This is a genomic window from Arthrobacter sp. NyZ413, assembly GCF_049390645.1.
In the GTDB taxonomy this organism is placed as follows: Bacteria; Actinomycetota; Actinomycetes; order Actinomycetales; family Micrococcaceae; genus Arthrobacter.
In genome coordinates this window covers 733988-757345 of the sequence record NZ_CP155434.1, presented here as the reverse complement: position 1 = coordinate 757345, position 23358 = coordinate 733988, and the positions used below count along the sequence as shown (strand labels likewise).

The following is a 23358-nucleotide window of genomic DNA, read 5'->3' as shown; positions in this document are numbered from 1 at the left end:
AAACGAAACCGACCGTGCCAGTTCGGGACACGGTCGGGAATCGGATGGGGGTTCACCGGGTGGAGATGCTTGTGGCGAAGATGAAAACCCCGGCAGCGGCCACTAAAAAGGCAGCCGCGCCCGGGGGAACCGCGAGGAGTCCGCGAAAGGTAGCCGTGCTCCGCGGCTGACGGTCGGCCGCGGCGAAGTGCCGGCCCATCAGGCGCAGCCCGGCCGCCACCAGGATCAGGAAGAGGCCGAGGTACTCCATTAATCCACCGGACGGGCGTTGCGCGGGTCCAGCGCAATGGCCAGGTGTTTGCTGGAGCGCTCCGGGTCTATCTGTGAGACCTGCATGGCGCAGCTGAAGCCGTCAGTGAGGACCAGTGCGTCTGGTTCGCCCTTCGCCAAGGCAGGTATGACGGAGTGTTCGGCGACCTTCATGGACATGTCGAAGTGTTCGGCCTCGAAGCCGAAGTTGCCGGCCACGCCGCAGCATGAGGACGATTCCACAAGGTTCGGGACGCCCCAGGCCTCCAGGATGCGTTTCTGTGCGCCGGAACCGAAAACGGCGTGCTCGTGGCAGTGGGTTTGCAGCACTGCTGTTTCGGGCGGCAGGGTCTTAGGCTTCCAGCCGCGTTGCATGGCTTCGTCCACGGCCACCGAGAATGACCGGACCCTTGCCGCGACCCGGGCGGCGGCCGCGCCGCCCACGAGCTTCGGGCCCTCGTCGCGGATGGTCGCCGCGCAACTCGGTTCAAGGACAACGATGTCCCGGTCCGTGCCGTCGTCGAGCTTGCCGATCAACCGGGCCAGCCGCCGTCGGGCACCGTCGCGCTGCCCGGTGGAGATCCAGGTGAGGCCACAGCAGGCGTCCGGCGTACATCCCACGGAATTGCCGGTTTCGCGGAAGATTCGCGCCGCGGCCGGCACCACCTCGGGCCGGAATGCGCGGGTAAAGCTGTCGATGAACACAAGGATGTCCGCGTTCTGGCTGAATCCAGCCTCCCGGACCCGCCGTCGGATCCGGGCCGACTGCGCGAAGTCCGGGAGTCGCCGTCGTGCGCTGACGCCCAACAGCTCCCCCAGAGCCCGGAACGGGCCGGTGCGTGTGCCGAGGTTGGCGAGCGCGGAGACCCGCGTCAGCAGCGGCAGCCAACGCGGCAACCAGCCAATCGAATAATGCGTGAACGGCCGCAGGCGGCCACGGTAGTGCTCATCCACCAACTGGGACTTGGCTTCGGCGATGTCCACACCCGTGGGACAGTCGGTTGAACACGCCTTGCAGGACAGGCACAGATCCAGCGCCTCCCTGACTTCCGGACTCGACCAGCCGCCCTGGCTGCTCCCCTTTGTCCGAGTGAGTTCCTGCAGCACCCTCGCCCGTCCGCGCGTCGAATCCTTTTCGTCTTTGGTGGCCCGGTAACTGGGGCACATGAACCCGCCGGTTGTCGCCCTGCAGCGTCCCACACCGATGCAGGCGTGGGTATTGCCCACGAAGGGGCTCACCACCGGGAGCAACCCGCGGTTTCCGGAGGACGGTACGACGGCGGCATCCAGGACGGCGCGCAGCTCGCCGTGGTCGGGGCCCGGTTGGGGCACGCCCTCCAAGGCAAGCGAAGCAGAGAAGGGCTCCGGGTCCACGATGATCCCTGGGTTGAGGATTCCTGTCGGGTCCCAGAGATGCTTGAACGCTTTGAAGATGGCCAACATCTCGCGGGAATACATCACCTCGAGCAATTCGCCCCGCGCCCGGCCGTCGCCGTGCTCTCCGGAGAGCGAGCCGCCGTGGGCGACCACAAGCGTGGCCGCTTCACGGGTGAAATCGCTAAATGCCTGCCGGCCGGCGTCACTGCGAAGATCGTAATCCAGCCGCATATGAACACAGCCCGCGCCGAAGTGTCCGTATGTGAAGGCGGTGTAGCCGTATTTCTTCACCAAAGGCAGCAAATCCGCGAGATAGTCAGCCAGCCGCTCCGGAGCGACGGCCGAATCCTCCCAACCCGGCCACGTCTGCACGCCATCGATCCGCCTTGACGAGAGTCCTGCACCGTCTTCCCGCACCCGCCACAGCTTTGCGCGTTCCTGCAGTTCGGTAACGATCGCATAATCCACGATCCGGCCGTCGGCTCGGAGCTTTTCCGCCAGGCGTTCACAGTCGGCTGCTGCTTGGTCGATGGTTTCTGCCGGGAACTCGACCATGAGGAAGGCCTGGCCCTTCGGCAGGGAATCAACGCTCGCGTCCCCCCGGCGGTGGCGCATGATGTCCACAATCGATGCATCCAGGCCTTCGATCGCGCTCGGCTTCGCCGCCAAAATGGTCATCACATCGCGGGCGGACTCGACGGTGTCCTGGTACCCAAGACACAGGAGCGCTGTGGTCCTGGGTTTTGGGACCAGGGCCACTTTTGCCCTTACGACGATTGCGCATGTGCCTTCGCTGCCTGCCAAAGCGCCCGCGATGTCCACGCCGTTTTCCGGCAGCAGATGGCCCAAGTGGTACCCGGAGACCTGACGCGGAATCTTCTGCAGTTCTACCCGTAGCGGTGCCATGTTTGCCCGCGCCAGTTCTTTCAAGCCTTCCAGCAACTCACCGGCCCGGACCACTGAGTGGTGATCTGTTGCGTCCACAGCCCGAAGGTAGTCCCGTCCGGCATGCAGGTGGGCACCGTCAGCAGTAACGAGTTCCAACTCCTTTACATGCTGGGTCATGCGCCCGTAGGCCACCGAGTGATTGCCACAGGCATCGTTTCCGATTGAACCGCCGATCGTCGCCCGAGTCATTGAGGAAGGGTCAGGCGCGAAGGTCAGATTCCCGTTCGTGGCTTTCTCAACGTAAGAGCGCAACTCGCTTAGGACAACTCCCGCATCCGCCCACACCGTGGCCTGTCCGGCGTCGGGGCCTTCCACTGAAACCATGCGGCGGGAAAGGTCGATCACCACGCCCTCTCCTATCGCATTTCCCGCCATGGAGGTGCCGCCGCCACGCGCGATGATCGGCACCTTCAAGGCCGAACACGCCCGCACGGCCTTTCGGACATCGTCGACGCTTCCCGGGAAGACGACGGCGGCAGGCCGGATACGGTAATTCGAAGCATCGTAGGAATACTCGGAGAGCCTCCGGGAAGTGTCGTCCACCTCGATGCCCTGCTCGCGTAAGACGGCAAGCAACTGCCTCAGGTTCGTGCCTCGGCGGTCACCGTGCGGCATGTTTGCGTTCTCCAATCGTCGTCAGCCCCTCACCATGAGGCTGTAACCGTCAGCCTTGTGGAAGAGGCGACGTTCACCCACTGAGGAAATCCAGACGATATCGCCGTCGGGGGTCTTGTCGTCCACATAGCCTTCGTGCGGTGGCCAGTCCGCCTTTTGCAGTCGGACCGCGTCTCCGACTTCCACTTTTCCCCAGAATGCGATCGGCTGACGCCTTTCCGCGGTCGCTTCTCCACTGCCTGCATGCGTTGCACTCATGGGGCGGTTACGGGAGTGTCGCGGCAGCCCGGGAAACGACTTTTGGAGCTGTCGCACCGAGCCTTTTCAGGTCGACCACGTCGTTGAGGGGCTGGCCCGTTTTCCACCGTTCAAGGTTCCGCGCGAAGCAGTCCACAACCCGGCCGCGCCAACCGATCAGGTCACCTGAGGCGTGGGGGGATACCAGGATGTTCTTGCGGCTCCACAGGGGGTTCTCAGGTGACAGCGGCTCATGCTCAAAGACGTCCAGGCCCGCTGCTCCCAGGTGTCCCGCGTCAATGGCTTGGAGGAGGTCCTGCTCGACTACCACCGCGCCGCGCCCGACATTCACGAGGCGGGAGCCGGGACGCATTTTGTCGAACCGGGCAGCATTGAACAGGCCGCGGGTCTCCTCCGTGAGCGGTACCGTCAGCACCACGTCCTGGGCCTCCCCGAGGAGCACGTCGAGATCGTCGAAGGACGCGATGGCCCCCAGCTGGGCATCGTCACGGGCGGATCTCCCGACGACGGTGACGTCCATGCCGGCCGCGCGCAACAGGAGGACCGTCTCGCCGCCCACGGGTCCGGGTCCCACCACCAGGACTTTCCGGCCCAGGAGCGGCTCGGTTTCGCGGTGCTGCCATGTGCGGGCTTGCTGCAACTCAATGGTGCGGCGCAGGTCCTTGGTGAACATCAGCAAGACTCCCAGAACCCACTCCGCGATGGGCCGTTCGCACACCCCGCGGGAATTGCTCACCACGATGTCGCTATGCACGATCTCATCGGTCATCAAGCTGTCGACTCCGATGCTGGACGTGTGGATCCAGCGCAAATCCCCCGGACCCACTTCGCGCAGAAGCTTGGTGCGGAAGTCATTAAGGAACAGGATTTCGCTTCCGGGCAGTGCCGCCCGGAAATCGTCTGCCGTCCGGACCACCACAACCTCGGCCTCAGCGTCCAGACGCTCAACGGGAGGGACCGGACGGCCCTCCTGGACAATGGCGATCACTTTGGGTCGAGACATTTTTCTCCTTTCAAGCCGTCCTTCGCGGACGGCGGCGCATCCGTAGTTGTGAGCCTTGCTCTTACCAGCCGCCTTGCCAGCCGCTCATCAGGCCGTAAGGCAGCCGCTGGGGCTCTTCGTCCGGCAGGCCCTTCAGGAAATCGAAGTCACAGCCCTCGTGCGCCTGATTGACGTGCTCGATGAACAGCCGGCCGTATCCGCGCCGGTACTTCGGCTCGGGGAGTTTGAGTTCGGCCAGGCGGTTCTCGATTTCTTCAGCCGGCAGATCGAGGTCGAGGCGTTGGTTCTTGACGTCCAGCACGATCGGGTCCCCGTCCCGCACGATGGCAAGCGGGCCGCCAGCGGCTGCTTCGGGGGAAACATGCAGGACGGTTGTTCCGAAGGCCGTGCCGCTCATGCGTGCGTCCGAGATCCGTACAAGGTCCCGGACTCCCTTGCGAAGGAGCTTCTCGGGAATGGGAAGCATTCCCCATTCCGGCATGCCTGGTGCTCCGACCGGACCGCTGTTGCGGAGCACCAATACCGAATCCTCGGTAACATCCAACTCCGGATCATCGATCCTGCGTCCGAGGTCATAAATGTCCTCGAAAACGATCGCGGATCCCTTGTGCTGCAAAAGATCTTTGGAGGCCGCGCTGCGCTTGATAACGGCACCGTTGGGGGCCAGGGAACCGCGGACGACGGCGATGCCACCGGAGGCGTCAAAGGGCTCGTCAAGGCTACTGACTACGACGCCGTCAGGCTCCGGGGCGTTGATGTACCCCTTTTCGAGGGTCTCGCCGCTGACCGTGATGGCATCCTTGTTCAGCAGGGGTGAAAGCGCCTTGAGCACCGTGGGAATGCCCCCGGCCTCGAAGAGCTGTTTCACCAGGTACTCGCCTGAGGGGCGCACGTTGACGATGCGCGGCGTCCGTTCCGAGATCTGGTGGAACCGGTCCAGCTCCAGCTCATATCCCACTCGCCGTGCAAGCGCCAGGAGGTGGACCACAGCATTGGTGGATCCGCCCACGGCCATCAGGAGCGTAATTGCGTTGTCGAAGGCCTCTTTGGTCAATACTTCGCTGGGCTTGGGACCCTGCGACAATGCCATCTCCACCGCGCGGCGACCGGTAGCTTCTGCTGCGGCACCGCGACGGGAATCGACCGCGGGGATGGAGGCGGTGCCCGGCAGGCACATGCCGAGGGCTTCAACGAGGGAGGTCATGGTGGACGCGGTGCCCATTTCGCTGCAGTGGCCTGCCGACGGTTTAGCGGCCGATTCCAGTTCATCGAAGTCTGCTTGCGTGATTTTCCCGGCCCGCAGTTCGTCGGCGAATTTCCACGTGTCGGTTCCGACGCCGAGTTGCTTGCCCCGGAAGTGTGCCGGCTCCTGGGGGCCGCCGGTCAGCATGATCGTGGGAATGTCGGCACTGGCCGCTCCCATGAGCTGGGCGGGAACCGTCTTGTCACAGCCTCCCAGGAGCACAATGGCGTCCAGCGGGTAGGCGCGGATGGATTCCTCGACGTCCATGGCCATCAGGTTCCGGAACTGCATGGCGGAAGGCTTCATCAGGCTCTCGCCCAAGGAGATGGTGGGGAACTCCAGAGGCAATCCGCCGGCCATCAGGACGCCCCGCTTGACGGCGTCAGCCAGCAGCTTGAAATGGATGTTGCAGTTGACGAGCTCGGACCATGAGTTCGCAATACCGATGACCGGCTTGTCCTTGATGGCGAAACGCGAAAAGCCTTCTGCCTGGATGGCCGTACGGTGCACGAAACCCGTGAGGTCGTGGGGCGCGAACCAGCGCGCGCTGCGGAGGTTGTTGTAGTTCGAATCTGGCATGTCTTTCGAAGCTCCTTGGCTTGGTATATGTCTTCGGGTCTTGGGGCGGGTTACGCGGCGGAAGTGCCGCCGTCGAACGCCATGCTGGTTCCGGTTGCGAAGGTGCCGTCAACGGCCAGGAAGTAAATGGCCGCGGCCACCTCATCCGGGTCGGCGAGCCGGCCCAGTGGCACGGTGCTTTCCTTCTGCTGCAGGGCAAGGACGGGGTCCGGTTCCGATTCAAGGCCTGCCCGCAGCATGGGCGTGTCAATCGGCCCCGGGCAGACGACGTTGACGCGGACATCAGGGGCCAGTTCCAGGGCCAACGCCTTCGTCAGTCCCACGACTCCGGCCTTTGCGGCGCAATAGTGGGCCAATCCGGGGACTCCCATCACTGCGAGGTCCGAGGCAACGTTGACAATCGCTCCTCCACCGGCGCCGCGCATGTGGAGGCCCGCTTCCCGGGAAACGTAGAAAGTGCCGGACAGGTTGGTTTCCAGGACCTCATGCCACCGGTGTTCGTCCAGGTCCTCAAGGGGCGCGTATCCGGCAACCCCTGCAGCGTTGACCGCCACATCGAGTCCGCCAAGTGAATGGATTGCTCCACGGACCCCGTTCCTGGCTGATTCAGCGTTTGCGACATCGGTCGCCACGGTGCGCACTCCCCCACCGATCTCCTGCGCGACTCGCTGCAGTTCACCTGACCGCCGGCCCAGCAGTGCTACCCGGGCTCCCCGTTGGGCAAAAAGTTTGGCGGTAGCTTCCCCGACTCCGGACGTGGCACCGGTGATGAGGACCCTCAACGGTTCCGTTCCAAGTTGCTCATTGCGGTCCGTCATCGTCGACAGAACTCCTTAGGGTTGGCGTGATCTAGGCTGTGTTCCACTAAATCAGTGCCGGGATCCCGCTGGATGTCTCACATTGAGACACAGAGCACGCCCTCCGCGTTCATATGCTGGTCGACAGATGCCGCCCCTTCGCGCGGCACCATTTCCCAAAAAACCATTTGCTAGACGGAGGAGTTCCCTTGAAAGACCAGAAACGCATCGGCGTAGGCCTGATCTCGGTAGGGTGGATGGGGCGGTTGCATTCACGTGCCTACATGGCCACCAAGCAGTTTTTCCCGGAACTGCCACGTCATCCCGAACTGGTGATTGCCGCTGACCCGGACGACGCCGGACGACACCACGCCGAAGACGCGCTTGGCTATGCCGAGACCGCCACTGACTACCGCAAGGTCCTGGAGAACCCGGATGTGGACGTGGTCTCCATCTGTTCCCCGAACTTCCTGCACCATGAGATCGCTTTGGCCACGATCGAGGCGGGAAAGCACTTCTGGATCGAGAAGCCCATGGGCCGTAGCGCAAGGGAATCCCGGGAGATCGCCCAAGGCGCCGAGGCCGCCGGCCTCATCACCTCGGTGGGCTTCAACTACCGTCATGCTCCCGCGATCGCAGAGGCCCGCCGCCTCATCCGCTCGGGCACCCTTGGCCGTATCACGAACGTCCAGATTCGTTTGCTTACGAGCTACGCTTCGGACCCGAACCAGGTATTCACGTGGCGCTACGAGCAGGCACGTGCAGGCTCCGGCGTCCTCGGCGACATCTTGAGCCACGGGTTTGACCTTGCCCAATTCCTGGTCGGCCGCATCGCCTCGATCAACGCCGTCACGGAGACCTTCATCAAGGAACGTCCCCTGCCGGCTGGTACATCCTCGAATTCGTTCAACACCGGTGAGGCCTCGGATGTCACCCGTGAAGTGGAGAATGAGGACTACACCGCCATGCTCGCCCGTTTCGAAGACGGCGCGATCGGCATGTTCGAGACGACCCGAGTGGCGATCGGCCCGCACGCCGAGTACATCGTGGAGGTCTACGGCACCGAAGGATCCCTCCGCTGGAACTTCGAACGCATGAACCAGCTGGAAGTCGCCACGGACCGCAGCGGCTACCGCACCATCATGACCCCGCCGTCCTTCGGTGAGTTCGGCCGTTTCCAGCCCAACGCGGGACCCGGTATCGGCTTCAACGACCTCAAGACGATCGAAGCAGCACTGTTCCTGCGCTCCGTCGCCGAAGGCAATCAGCTCGGCCCGTCGGTGGCTGATGGCTGGTCAGCATCCGAGCTGGTTGACGCGTCGCTGCGCAGCGCTGCGTCCGGCGCCTGGATTGACGTTCCCGAGGTCTCCGGCAACACCACGTACCAGGCATAGCGCTGCCACCACAGAAATGAGAGGCCGGATCAAAAATGATCCGGCCTCTCATTTTGCTGCGGTTTCTTATTTCGCGAAGCGGAACAGCTTCTTGTTGGCGAACTCCAGCATGCCCACCTTGCCCAGTTCCCGGCCGTAACCTGACTTCTTGACGCCGCCGAACGGTACGTCGGCGCCGCTGAGGTCGTAGGCACCCACGAAGACCATGCCGACATCGAGCTGGTTGCCGACCCGCTCGGCGCGCTCGAGGTCCTCACAGATCACCACAGAGCCAAGTCCGTACGGGGAGGAGTTGGCGAGCTTGATCGCTTCCTCGTCATTGCCAACCTTGTACAACTGCGCCACCGGGCCGAAAAGCTCCTCGCTGTAGACATCCATTGAGGGTGTGATGTTGGTGATGACCGTCGGCGTGAAGACGTTGCCCTGGGGTTCGTTGTTGCCGACCAGGATTTCGGCGCCCTGATCGAGGGCGCCCTGTACCTGCCGGGTAAGGAACTTGGTGGCAGCGTCCGAGGAGAGCGGCCCAAAGTCCCCGTTTTCGTACGATTGTCCGGCGATCGCAGCCTTGAACTTCTCGGAGAATTCGTCGAAGTACTTGTCCATGACGACGATTCTCTTGGAACCGTTGCAGGACTGTCCGGTGTTGCCCATCCGGCCCATGATGGCTTTCTTTACGGCAAGGTCGATGTCGTTGGTGTCGAGCACCAGGAATACGTCCGCGCCGCCGAGCTCCAGGACGCATTTCTTCAGTGCGCGCCCGGCCTGCTCAGCAACAATCGCACCAACCTGCTCCGAGCCCGTCAGCGATACCCCCTGCACACGGTCGTCGGCGATGATGTCTGAGATCTGCTTGTGCGTGGCGAAAAGGTTGACGTACGCGCCTTCGGGGAAGCCTGCGTCGCGGAAGAGTTCCGCCAGGGCCAGCGCAGATTCGGGGCACTGGCTGGCGTGACGCACAATGACTGTGTTGCCCAGGATGATATTGGGGATAGCGAAGCGGGCGACCTGGTAGTAGGGATAGTTCCACGGCATGATGCCCAGGATCACTCCGAGGCCCTGATACCGGAAGAAACTCCGCAGTCCGTCTGCTACTTCGAGTTCCTCATCGGCGAGCCACTCTTCGGCGTTCTCGGCGAAGGCCGTGGCAATGGCCGCTGAAAACTCGGCTTCCCCGACGGCCTGCTGCAGCGGTTTGCCCATTTCGCGGTTGATGATGGCTCCGAGCGTGTCCTTGCGCTCGACGAACAGATCAGCCAAGCGTTTGGCCAAGGCTGCACGCTCCGCGACGGTAGTGGTTCGCGACCACTCCTGGTACGTCTTCTGGGCTGCGCTGAGACCGGCTTCGATCTCTGCATCAGTGGCCGCAGGGTACTCTGCGTGGGTGGTACCCGTGGCCGGGTCAATAACAGCGAATGCACCCATGGTGAATGCTCCTTTTCGAGGGATGTTGTATCCAAACAGGTCGGGCGGGACCGCCCTCTAAGACGATCCCGCCCGGTAACGCCTAGTTGGCGTCGGGTACGGTGGTAGCCGCGTAGTAGCGCTGGCGTGCACGGCCTTCGAGGTGCTTGGCTGTACCTTCCTGGCTGCCCGTGCGCTCGGAGGTCATCGGAACTCCGACGTCCCAGAAGGAGCCGTTTCCGGACAGGTACCGCCACGGTTCCACATGGGCGACGATGACGGCGGGACCTTCGACCTCGCGTGCTTCGCTCAGCGCCGCGGTGAACTCCTCGACGGTCGTCGTGGACCAGGCGGCACAACCCATGCTTGCGGCGTTGGCAGCGATATCGAACTCGAGAACCGCCCCGTCCAGGCGACCTGACTCCTTGCCGCGTTCCTTGTATTGGGTACCGAATTCACGGCCCGGGCCGCCCTTGGCCACCTGGAGCGGCCAGATGCATTGGTGTCCGCGGTTGTCGATCACGATGGTGATGATCTTTTTGCGTTCCTGGACCGCTGTCACCAGTTCGGTGGGCTGCATGAGGTAGGTGCCGTCACCGATCAGCACGAACACGTCACCCGGCGCGTCGGGACGGGCCAAACGGTAGCCGAGGCCGGCAGGGATCTCGTGGCCCATGCAGGAGTTGGCGTATTCGAAGTGGATTTCCGTGCCGTTGGATGGATCCCACGCTTTGTGGATGCCTTCCACGGTGCCACCGGAACCCAGAACCAGGGCGTCCTGGCTGTTCGTTTCCTTGTTGAGGATCTCGATGACCTGCGCCTGGCTCATGATTTCGCCGGGGAAGGCCTGGAGGTCATGCTCGCGTACTTCTGCGGTGGCCTTCCGGGCGTCCGCGATGTCGTTGCGGAAGTCCTCGGACGTGCTGTAGCCATCCGCCGCGAGGCGCTCACGCAGTGCAGCCAGGTTCAGCTTCGCGTCACCGATCACCGGGAAGGAACCCATCTTGTGCGCGTCGAAGGCGCCGACGTTGAGGTGCACGAACTTGACGTCCGGGTTCTGGAACAGTGAGTGCGAGGCCGTGATGAAGTCCTGCAGCCGTGAACCCACGGTGATCACGCAATCGGCGCCGCCGGCGATTTCGTTGGAGCCGACCGTTCCGGTGACACCGAGGCCACCCAGGTTCAATTCACTGTTCGGGCCGCTGGCTTTGCCGGAAAACGTTTCCGAGACAGGGATGCCGAATTCGCCACTGAAGCGCGCCAGTTCCTCCTGCGCCTTGGAGTAGCGGACTCCGCCGCCGGCGATCAGCAGCGGGCGCTTGGCGTTGCGGATGATTTCAGCCGCGTCACGGATCTCGTCTTCCACCGCCGGACGGCGGCGGATGTGCCAGACACGCGGGGTGAAGAACGACTCCGGGAAATCGAACTCCGCGCCCTGGATGTCCTGCGGCAGGCAGACCACCACGGCTCCGGTTTCCACGGGGTCGGTGAGGACGCGCATGGCTTCGGGGAGGGTGGAGAGCAGCTGGGCCGGGTGGGTGATGCGGTCGAAGTAGCGGCTCACCGGGCGGAAGCAGTCGTTGGCGGAGACATCGCGTTCGACCGGGTGTTCGATCTGCTGCAGGACAGGGTCGCCGAAGCGGTTGTTGATGATGTCTGCCGGGAACAGGAGGACCGGCAGGCGGTTGGTGGTGGCCGTTGCCGCACCGGTAACCATGTTGGTGGATCCCGGGCCGGCGGAGGCCGTGCAGGCGAGGGTGGCTGCACGGTTGGAAGCCTTAGCGAAACCGATGGCTGCGTGGACCATCGATTGTTCGTTCTTGCCTTGGTAGTGGGGGAAGTCCACGCCGTATTCGTCGATGCCTTGGGCCAGGCCGACGGAGTTTCCGTGGCCGAAGATGCCGTACATGCCGGCAACCAGGCGCCTCTTCTCGCCGTCCAGTTCGCTGTACTGGACCTGGAGGTATTCAACGATTGCTTGTGCGACTGTGCGGCGACGGACGGCTGTTTTATCGGCTGCGATATTGACGTCGGTGCCGATATCAGCAGCGGCTGTGCTAGTCATGCTTTCTCCTAAATTCGTAGGTGCGTCGGCATTTGCAAACCGATTCGCCCGAACATCAGGTTTTCACCGTGGAGGACCAAAGTTGTGTCCCAGTTTGATACGCGGCCCACCGGCCCCGGCACAAAAACAGGGCACAAGAAAAACAGCAGCCGACGGCGGCACATGAGTACCGCCGTCGGCTGCTGTTTTTGCTGGCTCTCAGTCGAATCGGTAAGGTTCCTGCGGACCTACTGAAGGCAGCGGCCGGGGCCGCTCGCAGGTGCTCTCGATCTCGATATGGCGTCCCTGCTCGGAGGATGCTTCAAAGGCGAGCAGGACCTCCAGCACGTGGTAGGCGAATTCCGCGCCGGTGCGGGGTTCCAGGCCCTTGCGGATGGCGTACCCGAATTCGGCCAGGCCGATGCCGCGGTACGCGTCGTCGCGGTGGGTGATGGGCGTTTCCCGCCAGTCGCCACCGCCCGGAGGGGTCATGTCCAGGGACAGGTCACGGGGCTCACCGCGCCGAAGCACCGGCGCGCCGGAGAAATGGTCCGGGTTGGGTGCTGCCAGGGAGCCGCCCGTGCCGTAAATCTCCAAGTGCGGCAGGTTGTGGTTCCAAATGTCCCAGCTGACGATCACCGTGGCCGCGGCGCCGGACTCGAAATCGATCGTGCCCGTAACGTGAGTAGGGGTCTGGATATGGATCACTTCCCCTTCCTTGCCGGGGCGTGGACGCGTCTCCGACGAGCGGGGCGCCGTCGCGGAAACCCGCCTCACCGGACCAAAGAAGTTCACCAGGTTGGTGATGAGGTAAGGCCCGATGTCCAGCATGGGCCCGGCGCCGGGGCTGTAGAACGGGTCCACGTTGGGGTGCCAGTGCTCGTAGCCGCGGCACGCGAAGGAGGCAAAGGCGGCCACGGGCTTGCCGATCCACCCGTCGTCAATGAGTTTGCGGCTGGTCTGCATGCCCGACCCCAGGAAAGTGGTGGGGGCGGAGCCTACTTTGACGCCGGCTTGCCGCGCCGCGTCGAGGATTTCCCTGGCTTCCTCCAGCGAGGTCGCAAAAGGCTTCTCGGAGAGGACGTGCTTGCCGGCGGCGATGGCCTTGAGCGTGACCGGTGCGTGGAGCTTGGGCGGAGTGAGGTTGAGGACCAGCTCCACTTCCTCGTCGGCCAGCAGCTCATCCGGTGTGAGGGCTTTGGGAACCGAGTACTCTGCCGCCCGCGCCTTCACGGCATCCGCGTTCACGTCCGCCAGTGCCACGATCTTCACATCGGGGTGGACGCCGATCTTGTCCAGGTATTGGTTCAGAACGTTTCCGACGCCGATGATCCCGACTCGAATGGGTTCCATGTCTATCTCCGTTATTGATTGTTGGAACACTCCGGGGCGAGGAATATACCGCGCCCCGGAGGTGATTGCCATGTTCTTGCTCTAGCTGGCCAGACGCTCCTGGCGGTTCTTGAATGTGGCCTCTTCGTCCAGCACTCCGTTGGTGAAGACCACGCCGTAGTCCGTCAGTGCGGCGTCGGGGCTGACCCTGGATTCGCGGACGTCGTCCAGGACCGCAAGGAGGTCCCGCTCGAGGGGGTCACCGTATCCTCCACCGCCCGGGGTGATGGACACGACCTTCTCCCCGAACTGCAGGTCGTAGCGGCCGACCACGGGAATTTCGCGGCGTTCTCCGGTCCGGAGGTCCTCGACCCAGGTGGCCGGGGCTTTGCCGTCGTGCCCGCCGCGGACACCCTTGGGCGGGTTGAGGTTGCCTTCAATGCCGTAGGTGAGGGTGACGCTTTCCCCTCGGGGTTCCATGGTGACCCGGGTGGCGAGTCCACCGCGCTGCCGGCCCGCTCCGCCGGAGTCGGCGACGAGGGTGCGTTCGTGGATCAGGATCGGGTAGCGCTGTTCATCCACCTCTGCGCTGTCGTGGTAGAGCAGGGAGCCGCAAACAGGACGCTGGTAGGTCGGCCACCCGTCGACGTAGGGGGTTGCCGGGCCGCCGACGCCGCCCACCAGGATCTGGTTGACGTAGGGGTTGCCGTTGCGTTCGTCGATGCCGGAGATGACCGATTTCGCCGGTGCCTGGCCGGCCGCGCCTTCGGCCGTCCCGTAACCGTCGTCGATCTGTGAGAAGGCGGCCTGCACGATGTTCACCACGCGGTCGGCGAGGTTTGTGGTTCCGGACGAGCAGGAGTAGGGGTGCTTGGGTACGCCGACGGCGCAGCCGTCACGCAGCAAGACGTCGACGCGTCGGAAGGTTCCCGCGTTGCTTGGCAGGTTCTCCGGGATGCCCGAGAGGATACCGGCCAAAGCGGCACCTGTGGCCGTTGCCTTCGTGAGGTTCAGGCCGTTGGGCAGATTGTCCGGGTTCTCCCGCAGGTCGATGACGATTTTGCCCTGCTTGGGCTTCACTTCGAGGGTCGCCTGCAGGTGCACGCCGTCCGGGCCGGTGCCGGGGAAAGGATCGTGCGTGGATGTGCCGTGCAGGACATACTCGGGGAGTTTTTCGATGGCGCTTGCTGTGAGGCGTTCCGAGTAATCGAACCAGGCGTCCACGAAGTCCACCAGGTCTTCAACCCCGAACTTTTCGGCGAGTTCGTGGATGCGGCGCTCAGCGATGCGGGAAGCACCCACGGAGGCAAGGTAGTCGCCGTACCACTGGTCCGGGACGCGGATGCGGGAGCGGCACATGCGGATGATGTCGTCGATGTCGGTGTAGTCGCGCTGGATCCGCACACAGGGGAAGATCAGGGCGCCTTCTTCGTACACGTCCCGGGCGGTGGCGAAGAACGTGGTGGGCAGGGAGTTGCCGCAGTCTGCCTGGTGGGCCTTGGTCACGGCGGTGAAAAGGTGGCGTCCTTGGATGAAGATCGGCACCAGGATGACGTGGTCCGCCGCATGGGAGTTGCCCATGTACGGGTCGTTGTGGAGGAAGGCGTCGCCTTCACGGATGTCATCGTGCAGTTCCACCATGTCTTCGCCGAGCGGCCCGGCGCCGAAGACGTGCACGGGGACACCTTCCGCCGCCGCGAGCAACTGGTTGTCCGCTGTCAGGACGGCGCAGGAGAAGTCCCGGGCTGTGTTGATGACGGACGAGCGTGCCGAGCGGAGCAGGCCGCTGGTCATTTCACGGACGATGCCGTCGAATGCATTGGCAAGTACCGAGAGTTTTACGGGATCGAATTCGCGCGTCACGGTTATGCCTCCTTACGCGTGAGGTAGATGTTGGATCGTTCATCGAGCGTGGCGTTCCACTCCGGCGGCACGACGATGGTGGTGGTGGGCTGGTCAATGACGGCCGGTCCGAGGACCTTGTCACGCGGAGCGAGCGTGACTCCGCGGTACCGCTGGGTGCTGAAGCTCTCGCCGCCGAAGACGATGTCGTCGATTCGGTGGACCTCGCTGCTGCGGGTGGGTCCGCTTTCGGACTTGGTGTGCTCGGGCCGCGGGATTTCCACCCGGACGCCCCAGGTGATGATCTCCACCCGGCTGTCCGGGTCGTGGGTGCCGTTCCGGCGGTCGTGTTCCTCGTGGAAAGCCCGTTCAATGATTCCGGCGGCATCGCCGGAGGTGTCGGGCGCGGCATCCAGGTACACCTTCAGGTCCCAGGCCTGGCCCGGGTAGCGGGCGTCGACGAAGTAGGTGACGTTGGGTTCATCTCCCACGCCATCGAAACGCTTCACGAAGAGCTCTGCCTTGGCGGTGAGCTCCTCGACAGCGCGGGAGGCCGAACCGGCGTCGAAACTGCGGGTGTCGTTATGCAGCGGCGAGAGGAACTCGGTGGCGATGGGTGCACGATGGGCGCCGTAGGCGGCCAGGACACCCGCGGTGGCCGGGATGAGGATGGTGTCGGCTTCAAGGAGGACACCGATCGCCGCGGCGACCATCGCGCCTGCGCCGCCGCCGGCAACGATGAGGGCACCGCGGGGGTCGACGCCCTGCTCGAGTGCCGCCTGTCGGATGGCCGTGGCCATGTGGTTGGCGGAGACGTCCAGGATGGCTTGTGCTGCCTGCAGGGTGTCCATCTTCAGCGGCCCGGCGATACGGGTGTCGATGGCCTGTACTGCGGCCTGGCGGTCCAGGGTGAACCCGCCTTCGAAGCCCTCCGTGTCGAGGTACCCGAGTGCCACGCAGGCATCGGTGACGGTGGGCTCTTCGCCGCCGCGGCCGTAGGCTGCCGGGCCGGGGGTGCTGCGCGCACTCTGCGGACCGACGCGGAGCAGGCCTCCGCCGTCGATCCAGGCAATGCTGCCGCCGCCGGCGCCGATGCTGGACACCGCCACGGAGGACAGACCGGTGAGGTGCCCCACGAATGGCTCGCCCAGCCATGCTTCGCGGGTGTGGCGGACAACGCCTTCTTCAACGAGCGACACATCAAAGGTAGTCCCGCCCATATCGCATACAACAACCGTGTCGCGGTCCGGGGCGGCCGCCGCGCCGACCAGCGGCGCCATCGACGGGCCGGAGTTCAGCAGCAGCACGGGGCGGTCCAGGACGTCCGCGACGTCGAGAACGGCACCTTCGGAGGTGACCACCAGGAGGTCGCCGGCGAAACCATACGCCTGAAGGTCGGAGCGGAGCTTGCCCAGGTGGTCTGCCATCAGCGGCTTCAGGGAAGCGTCGATTGAGGCCGCAGAGGAGCGGCGGTATTCGCGGATGGTGGGGTTGGCTTCCTTGGAGAGCGTGTAGGGAACGCCGGGAAGGATTTCCTTGATGAGTTCGGCAACCCGCTTCTCGTGGGCGTCGTTGATGATCGACCAGAGGAATGAGACTGCAACGGCCTCGATCCCCTGCTCCTTGAAGGAGCCGAGGACTTCCCGGACCTGTTCTTCGTCCAGCGGTACCAGGACGTCGCCTTCGGCAGAGATGCGTTCGGTGATCTCGAAGGTCAGCTGGCGGGGAATGTAGGGCGGCGGGTAGGCGGCCTTGGAGTCGAAGGCGTCCCTGCGCCCGCCTTCGCGCAGCAGCAAGGTGTCGGCGAAGCCGTCCGTGGTCAGCAGCGCGGTTTTGGCGACCTTGCCGGTGAGGACCGCGTTGGTGGCGTGCGTGGTGCCGTAGACAATGACATCGGCGTTGCGCAATACCTCGTCTCCGCTCCAACCGACGGACTCGGCCGCACGGCGGACAGAGGCTTCAAAGCCGGTGAATACGCGGTCATAGGTGGTCAGTGCTTTGCCGACCGCCATGTCGCCGCTGTTGGAACCGACCACGACGTCGGTGAACGTACCGCCGGTGTCGACGGCAATGCGGTACCTGGCCTCACCTGGTTGTGTTTGTACTTCACTCATAGGTCTTCATTACTTTCTTAGGGCTTGCAGGGAATTAGAGCTGGGGTTTGCCGACGCGGTTGCGGAGCACCCCGACCTTTTCGATCTCGATCTCCACGGTGTCTCCAGGCTCAAGCCAGACAGGCGGAGTCCGCTTGGCGCCGATGCCCTGTGGAGTACCTGTGGCAATGACGTCACCCGGCTCGAGGGTGAGGAAACTTGAGAGGTAGGACACGATCCGGGCGATGGGGAAGATCTGGTAGCGGGTGTTGGAACGCTGAACTTCGATGCCGTTCACGCGGGTGGCCAGTTCCAGGGCTTGCGGATCACCCACCTCATCGAGGGTGACCAATGCAGGGCCCCAGGGGGTTGAGCCGTCGACGGCTTTGCCGGCCAGCCACTGGGTGCCGCGGTATTGTAGGTCGCGTGCCGTGACGTCGTTCAGCGGTGCGAGCGCTGCCACGTAGTCCAGCGCTTCTTCCTCGGTCACCTCGCTGGCCCGACGTCCGATGACCACTGCCAGCTCACCCTCGAAATCAAGGTTTTCACTGACCTTGGCGCCCCCGATCTCGTCGTCAGGGCCAACCATGGTGGAGGCGAACTTCGCAAAGACGTCGGGGTACTCCGGGAAAGCCCGTCCGGTTTCGGCTACGTGGTCCTTGTAGTTCAGCCCGACGCAAAGCACCTTTGAGGGATCCGACACCGGTGCGGTGAGGCGCACGCCGTCCCGTGAACCCACACGGGCGACCGGGTCCTGGCTGACCAAAGCCCCGATCTCGGCCGAAATTTCCCCAAGCCGGTCACCGTACAGCTCCAGGAACTCACGGACGGAGGTTGTGGCGCCCTGAACAGCATGGCGGCAACCCTGCAGGAGCAGCTCCAGATCGTAGACAGCATCGTCAACCAGGACTCCACCGCGAACTCCGGATTCGTGTTGGTAGGAAACGATCTTCATGCTTATTTGCCGCCTTCCGTTGCCGGAACGCGTGCGGCGACTTCCAACACGGCATCCGCGAGCCGGTCAGCGATGTCGCCGACCACCTTCTCGTCCATCGGTGTGGACAGGGACAGCAGGTTGGCGGGAGAACCGAGAAGTCCCCGTTCGTAGGAGGCCCACCACAGTTGGTGCTGGGTTCGCTCGTCCACTTTCCCGGCTCCGGCAGGAACGGCGCGCAGCAGCGAGCCGCGGCCGCGGATCTCCCAGCCCGTATCTGCGATCCTGGCGTTCACGGTGTCCCGCGCGGAATCGCCCAAGTGGTTGAGCCGTTTGACTTCCTCCTGCGTGTACAAGCGCAACGACACCGCCCCGGCGGCCATGCTGACAGGGTTGCCGGAGAAAGTGCCGCCGTGAGGCAGGCTGCCCGGACGGGTCGGGTCCACTTCGGCCATGAGTTCGGCCTTGCCGCAGACGGCGCCAACGGGGAATCCGCCGCCGATGAGTTTGCCGGTCGTCAGCAGGTCGGCCGAAACGCCATATTCCCCACTGAACCCGTTGAATCCGAGGCGCAGGCTGATGACCTCGTCGATGATCAGGACAATGCCGTACCGGGTCGCGAGTTCCCGCGCGGTCCTGACGAACTCGTCGGAGATCGTGAGCAGGCCGGCGCGGTTGGGCAGCAGGTCGAGGATGATGGCGGCGTACTGGTCGGGGGCGGCTTCCACCGCCTGGCGCAAGACCTCTACGTCGTTCAGCGGTACCGCAGTGACGTCGTCGATAACACCTTGGGTCACGCCGCGCTGGTAGGAGGGGCCGCCAGGGACGAGGGCCACTTCGGACGTGCCATGGTAGCCGCCCTTGGTGACGATGACGCGTTCGCGACCCGTGCTTGCCCGGGCGACGCGGATCGCGGACATGACGGCTTCGGTGCCGGAATTAGTGAAACGGACCTGGTCAAGGTCGGGGAGGCGGGACAGCAGGAGATCAGCGAGTTCCCACTCGTAGAGGTTCGGGATGCCCCAGCTGGCTCCGGTGGTGAGGGCCTTGGTTGCGGCCTCCGCGATTTCCGGGTGGGCGTTGCCGTGGATCAGGGACGTGAAGTTGTTGTTGGCGTCGATCAGTTCGCGGCCGCGATCATCCCAGACACGGTACCCTTCGCCCTTGATGGCGTAGGGGCTCGGAGCCCCGGTGTAATACGTTGAGCGCCCGTAGCCGCCAGGCAGCAGCGGGAAGCCGCGCGGCCCGCGGCGCAGGTGGGGATCTTCCGCGGGGTTAATGTCCGTGACGTTGTCCAGATGGTTGGTTGTTCCCAATTTCGAGTTCTCCAGTCTATTCAGTTCACAAGGTCGATCAGTGGCTGCCCGGTCAATGCGAGGCGGACCCGTTCGACGGCGCCGTCCTGCAGCGCACCGGTGGACCGGTTGGAGCGCCAGGCGATGTGCGGGGTGAGGATGGTGTTGGGGGCGGAACGAAGCGGGTGCTCCGGGCTGAGGGGTTCTTGGGCGAAGGTGTCGATGCCGGCTCCGGCGATGTGTCCGGAGGTCAGTGCCGAAGCGAGGGCGGCTTCATCGATGAGCCCACCGCGGGAGACGTTGACGACTACCGCGCCCTTGCGCATCCGTGCCAGGACGTCCCCGGAGATGAGGTTGGCGGTGTCCTGGCTCAGCGGCAGGTGCAGCGAGACGACGTCGGAGTTTTCCAAGATGTCTTCCATCCCGGCCAGCTCCACGAAGCTTTCGGTGACGAAGGGGTCGTAGGCGCGCACGCGGGCGCCGACAGCCGAATACATCCGGGCAACGTGCTGGCCGATGCGTCCCATGCCCAGCACGCCGACTTCCAGCTCGGAGAGAACCGGCGTGTCATAGCCGATGGTGCCGGCCCATCCCAGGTCACCGATCGAAGCGTTGCCTGCGGGCAGGCGACGGGCCAGGGCCAGGCCCATGGCAAAGGCGTGGGAGGCAACTTCCTCCGATGCCGTTCCCGGAACGATTGACACCGGGATGCCGGCTTCCGTGGCCGCGGCAACGTCGATGTTGTCGTAGCCGATTCCGTACCTGATAACCGCGCGGCATTTGGACATCACCGGGAAGTCCGAGGCCGTGAGTTTGGCGTAGGGGGTGATCATCACAATGTCGGCTTCAGGAAGCGCTTCACGGAAGGCATCGGTGTCTGCCGCGGGGTTGAGTGTGTAACCGAATTCCTCCGCGAGGGCGTGCTCGCGGTTCAGGTTCGGGAAATGGTGAGGGGCCACCAGTATGGTTCCCTGGGCATCGCGGGTCATAGTCTGTCGTCCTGTTCGTCTCGTACCCTCATTCGCTGCCGAACACTCCATGGGACGGGTGCCGGCGTCGGGTGTTTCAAGTACAACGCGATATCCGGGTGTCCATCCGTGCCAGATCGGGACACCCGGTGGGACACTGTCCCACCGGCAGCGCCCGCACCGGGCAGGCATCGGACACGGAGGAGCCGGCCACCAAAACGATGGCCGGCTCTGTCATTCCATGCAGTTATTTCCGGTGCTCCGGATCAGAGATCGAAGCCGCGGCTGCGGAAATAGTCCATCCGTCGGTACAGGGTGGAGCGCCCGATCTGCAGGGTCTCCGCCGCCAGGCTGCGGTTTCCCTCCGCCTCCTGCAATGCCGTCCGCAGCTCGCTTAGCTCTGCGTCCTCCAGCCGGGAAAGCCTGCCCTTTGTCAGGACGCGGTGGAATCCCTGCGGCAGATCGTCCACTGTGACTTCGGCGCCTTCTGATCGTTCCACCGCGTTGGACACGACGGCCCGGAGCTGGTCAATGTTCCTTGGCCAGTCAGCGTGGGTAAGCGTCGTGATAAGCCTCCGTGACAGCCTGCGCTCCCCCAATTCCGCCGCGATGGCCTGGGCGAGCTGGGGAATGTCTTCCCTTCGGTTGCGCAAGGGCGCCACCGAGATCTCAAGGACGTCGAAGGCTTCTGAGAGCTGCAGTGTGGCGTCAGTAGGGCGGGTGATGGTGAAAATCAGTTTGGTGGCCCGGTTACCGCGCAGGCTGTGGGCGATTTCGCCGGCTTCGTGCTGGGAAAGTTCGTCAGCGTGTTCGATGATCAACGTCGCTGGTAGTTCTGTGGCCACCTGGTGAAGCACATCCATGAATTGCGGGCCCCGGAGGGCGCCGCTGCGTGCATCCACCAGCAATTGGCCTCCGCGCAATGATGCGATGGCGCTGGCCAGGCGGAGTTTTCCGCTGCCCGACTCGCCGATCATCACCACGGACCTGTCCTGGTCCACAGCCTTCCGGACCAGGTTCAGCGTGCGCTTGAATTCCGTGCTTGTGCCATCCACATGCTTCATCAGGCGCTCAATGGTCCCTTGCGGGGGCGATTCGAGCCTTGTGGCGACACTTGCCGCGGCTTCAGCATGCTCCTTGGCAGGGGCATGGGGCCGCACCACAACAATTGCCCCGACGTTCGCGGCCGACAATGTCACAGGCGAAATTTCCAAGGTGGACAGCCCCGGACCCTGCAGCATGACTTCACAGGTCATATCGCAGCCCGAGGACATCACCGCTTTGGCGTAACCGGAGACAATCGAAAAATCGCTGTCCACCAGCATGGCCGTGGCCGAGGCATTCTGGAGCGAGTTCTTCCCGTCAACCGCGATCACTGCCCGGTTGCCCCTTCGCCGGGAAATTCTTAGGTACTCAGTGAGCAGGGCCCGTTCCTTCGAAGAAGTCCGTACCTCGATGTCCCGCTCGATCCGCGAAGCGACGCCCTCGAGCATCAGCAACGTCGAAGACGGCTCCAGGGCGGGGACACGGTTGGCCGGGAGCGTCAGACCGATCACAGCCCGTACCCGGTTATGGAACGGATCCCGCACGAGGGAGGCAAAACACCAGTTGCCCCGCATGTCCTCACGGAAGTGCTCCTCAGGGGCCAGCCACACACCGCGCCCCTCCTCCAGTGCCAGGCCTTCTCCGTTGCTGCCGCAGCTCTCCTCCAGCAGCGAGTATCCGGCGGGGAAACCGTCGTCGCGGAGGAAACTGGCCTTGACAAGCACCCCGTTTGGAGAAGTCAGGCTGACATATCCGCCTAAGTCAGCAGCCACCTCATCCAGCTTCTGTAGATGCGGACCGGCTGCTGCCATGGTGAATTCATCAATGCGACCTTCATCAAAGAAGCCCCGATCGGCCACCGCGTCGACGCCGGCGGCGCGGCTCCGGTACCAGGAACGGGCCACGATCGGCCGGATACCGCTGAGGTCCGCATTTGGTTGCGTCAGGAAAAGTTCGCGCACCCGGTCGATCTGCCGCAACGCCGCAGATGGCCATGGGGACAATACTTCGACAGTAGCCATCTCAAGATCTTTCTGGAGAATCTGATACGAGCCAGACGACGACATCGCCTCCGGCACCATAGACATCGCGGCCTGATCCAGAACCGCTTCCGTGACCACGTCCGCCGCCTCCTGTGTCTAAAACTTGGAGAAGCGCTCAATGCGGGCGCTTCATTGACCCCACTTCCAGAGTAGGCTAACTAATGGTCGTTAGCCAAGAGTTTTTTGGTAGTTACTTCTTTGTTAGGGTCAAGTTATGAGCGGTAGGTCATACGAGGCTGCGCGCGACGCCTTCGCCCACCAACTTCAGGAGTGGGACTGGGCAGGCCAAGGGGCCTCGCGGCGGCACATCCTTGAAGCCTTTCTTGAGTTGGCAATCGCGAACGGCTTCAGCTCGGTCTCGATGCGAACGATCGCAAACGCCGTCAACATCAAGCCCCCCAGCCTTTACTCGCACTTCCCGAACGGGAGGGACGAAATCGTGGCCGAATCGCTCCGCTGGCACTTCCACCGCTTTGGCATGGCCCTATTGGAAGCGGTGGATCCTGCAACCTCTGCCGAGACTTTCTGGGATGCCATGGTCAGGCTTCACTTCACCCGCCAGGTGAAGCTTCCGGAAAGCAACCTCTGGGACTTGCTGGTCGCCACCGACAGGATGGCCCACGTCCTCCCGCCAGCCCTGCGCGATCAGGTCAATGACTGGGTAAGCCTCCACCAGAATATGTACGTGGCGGCCGCGACTGACATGGGCTACACACAAGCCGAGGAGCGGGTCAAAGTCGTCATGACCCTTCTGGAAGGAGCCACCAGATGGGCATCACCGGATTGCAATGACGACGAAATGGAAGCATTGACCAGCCGCGCCGTCACGCTTTCCCAGGTCGTTCTCGCGGCTCAATTTTAGTTCGAGCGTTTGGCGGGCCCAAGGCGATGAGGCGGGG

17 protein-coding genes are annotated in these 23358 nt (G+C 63.7%); 2 read left to right on the top strand and 15 right to left on the bottom strand.

Annotated elements, in window-relative coordinates; genetic code table 11:
- Positions 1 to 52: 52 nt before the first annotated feature.
- The 6 genes from ABCW42_RS03580 to ABCW42_RS03555 all read right to left on the bottom strand — a co-directional run bounded on the left by ABCW42_RS03580 (position 53) and on the right by ABCW42_RS03555 (position 7090).
- A complete protein-coding gene (locus tag ABCW42_RS03580; protein ID WP_423183557.1) occupies positions 53 to 250 on the bottom strand; it encodes a hypothetical protein in 198 nt (65 codons plus the stop codon).
- Positions 250 to 3189, bottom strand: a complete 2940-nt coding sequence (locus ABCW42_RS03575) for an FAD-binding and (Fe-S)-binding domain-containing protein (RefSeq protein ID WP_423183556.1) — start codon at positions 3187 to 3189, stop codon at positions 250 to 252. Before ABCW42_RS03575 ends, ABCW42_RS03580 begins: the two co-directional genes overlap by 1 nt.
- 21 nt (positions 3190 to 3210) lie before the next feature.
- The gene (locus ABCW42_RS03570) at positions 3211 to 3447 is read right to left on the bottom strand and encodes a hypothetical protein (RefSeq protein ID WP_423183555.1); all 237 of its coding nucleotides are present in this window, start codon (positions 3445 to 3447) and stop codon (positions 3211 to 3213) included.
- Positions 3448 to 3454: 7 nt separating this feature from the next.
- Positions 3455 to 4450: a D-2-hydroxyacid dehydrogenase gene (locus tag ABCW42_RS03565; protein ID WP_423183554.1), complete on the bottom strand. Its 996-nt coding sequence runs from the start codon at positions 4448 to 4450 to the stop codon at positions 3455 to 3457.
- Positions 4451 to 4511: 61 nt separating this feature from the next.
- The gene (locus ABCW42_RS03560) at positions 4512 to 6272 is read right to left on the bottom strand and encodes an IlvD/Edd family dehydratase (protein ID WP_423183553.1); all 1761 of its coding nucleotides are present in this window, start codon (positions 6270 to 6272) and stop codon (positions 4512 to 4514) included.
- Between the two features lie 50 nt (positions 6273 to 6322).
- Positions 6323 to 7090: an SDR family NAD(P)-dependent oxidoreductase gene (locus ABCW42_RS03555; protein ID WP_423183552.1), complete on the bottom strand. Its 768-nt coding sequence runs from the start codon at positions 7088 to 7090 to the stop codon at positions 6323 to 6325.
- A 188-nt stretch (positions 7091 to 7278) separates the two neighbouring features.
- Between ABCW42_RS03555 and ABCW42_RS03550 the strand changes: the two genes are divergently transcribed.
- Positions 7279 to 8463 carry a Gfo/Idh/MocA family protein gene (locus ABCW42_RS03550; RefSeq protein WP_423183551.1) on the top strand — a complete coding sequence of 395 codons (1185 nt, stop codon included), beginning with the start codon at positions 7279 to 7281 and terminating at the stop codon, positions 8461 to 8463.
- A gap of 66 nt (positions 8464 to 8529) precedes the next feature.
- On the opposite strand, the gene ABCW42_RS03545 is transcribed toward ABCW42_RS03550, so the two are convergent.
- From ABCW42_RS03545 to ABCW42_RS03505, 9 genes are all read right to left on the bottom strand, one after another.
- Positions 8530 to 9885 (bottom strand): NAD-dependent succinate-semialdehyde dehydrogenase, encoded by a 1356-nt coding sequence (locus ABCW42_RS03545; protein WP_423183550.1) that lies wholly within the window; start codon positions 9883 to 9885, stop codon positions 8530 to 8532.
- 82 nt (positions 9886 to 9967) lie between these two features.
- Positions 9968 to 11929, bottom strand: a complete 1962-nt coding sequence (gene iolD / locus ABCW42_RS03540; protein ID WP_423183549.1) for a 3D-(3,5/4)-trihydroxycyclohexane-1,2-dione acylhydrolase (decyclizing) — start codon at positions 11927 to 11929, stop codon at positions 9968 to 9970.
- A gap of 198 nt (positions 11930 to 12127) precedes the next feature.
- The gene (locus ABCW42_RS03535) at positions 12128 to 13261 is read right to left on the bottom strand and encodes a Gfo/Idh/MocA family protein (RefSeq protein ID WP_205754297.1); all 1134 of its coding nucleotides are present in this window, start codon (positions 13259 to 13261) and stop codon (positions 12128 to 12130) included.
- 81 nt (positions 13262 to 13342) lie between these two features.
- A complete protein-coding gene (locus ABCW42_RS03530) occupies positions 13343 to 15103 on the bottom strand; it encodes a hydantoinase B/oxoprolinase family protein (RefSeq protein WP_423183548.1) in 1761 nt (586 codons plus the stop codon).
- Between the two features lie 2 nt (positions 15104 to 15105).
- Positions 15106 to 17196: a hydantoinase/oxoprolinase family protein gene (locus ABCW42_RS03525; RefSeq protein ID WP_423183547.1), complete on the bottom strand. Its 2091-nt coding sequence runs from the start codon at positions 17194 to 17196 to the stop codon at positions 15106 to 15108.
- Positions 17197 to 17230: 34 nt separating this feature from the next.
- Positions 17231 to 18130, bottom strand: a complete 900-nt coding sequence (locus tag ABCW42_RS03520; RefSeq protein WP_423183546.1) for a fumarylacetoacetate hydrolase family protein — start codon at positions 18128 to 18130, stop codon at positions 17231 to 17233.
- Between the two features lie 2 nt (positions 18131 to 18132).
- Positions 18133 to 19425 (bottom strand): aspartate aminotransferase family protein, encoded by a 1293-nt coding sequence (locus tag ABCW42_RS03515; protein ID WP_423183545.1) that lies wholly within the window; start codon positions 19423 to 19425, stop codon positions 18133 to 18135.
- Between the two features lie 20 nt (positions 19426 to 19445).
- A complete protein-coding gene (locus ABCW42_RS03510; RefSeq protein ID WP_423183544.1) occupies positions 19446 to 20393 on the bottom strand; it encodes a C-terminal binding protein in 948 nt (315 codons plus the stop codon).
- Positions 20394 to 20638: 245 nt separating this feature from the next.
- A complete protein-coding gene (locus tag ABCW42_RS03505; protein ID WP_423183543.1) occupies positions 20639 to 22438 on the bottom strand; it encodes a sigma-54-dependent Fis family transcriptional regulator in 1800 nt (599 codons plus the stop codon).
- Positions 22439 to 22673: 235 nt separating this feature from the next.
- Here ABCW42_RS03505 and ABCW42_RS03500 point away from each other — a divergent pair, with 235 nt between their 5' ends.
- Positions 22674 to 23321 (top strand): TetR/AcrR family transcriptional regulator, encoded by a 648-nt coding sequence (locus ABCW42_RS03500; protein ID WP_423183542.1) that lies wholly within the window; start codon positions 22674 to 22676, stop codon positions 23319 to 23321.
- The last annotated feature ends 37 nt before the right edge of the window (positions 23322 to 23358 follow it).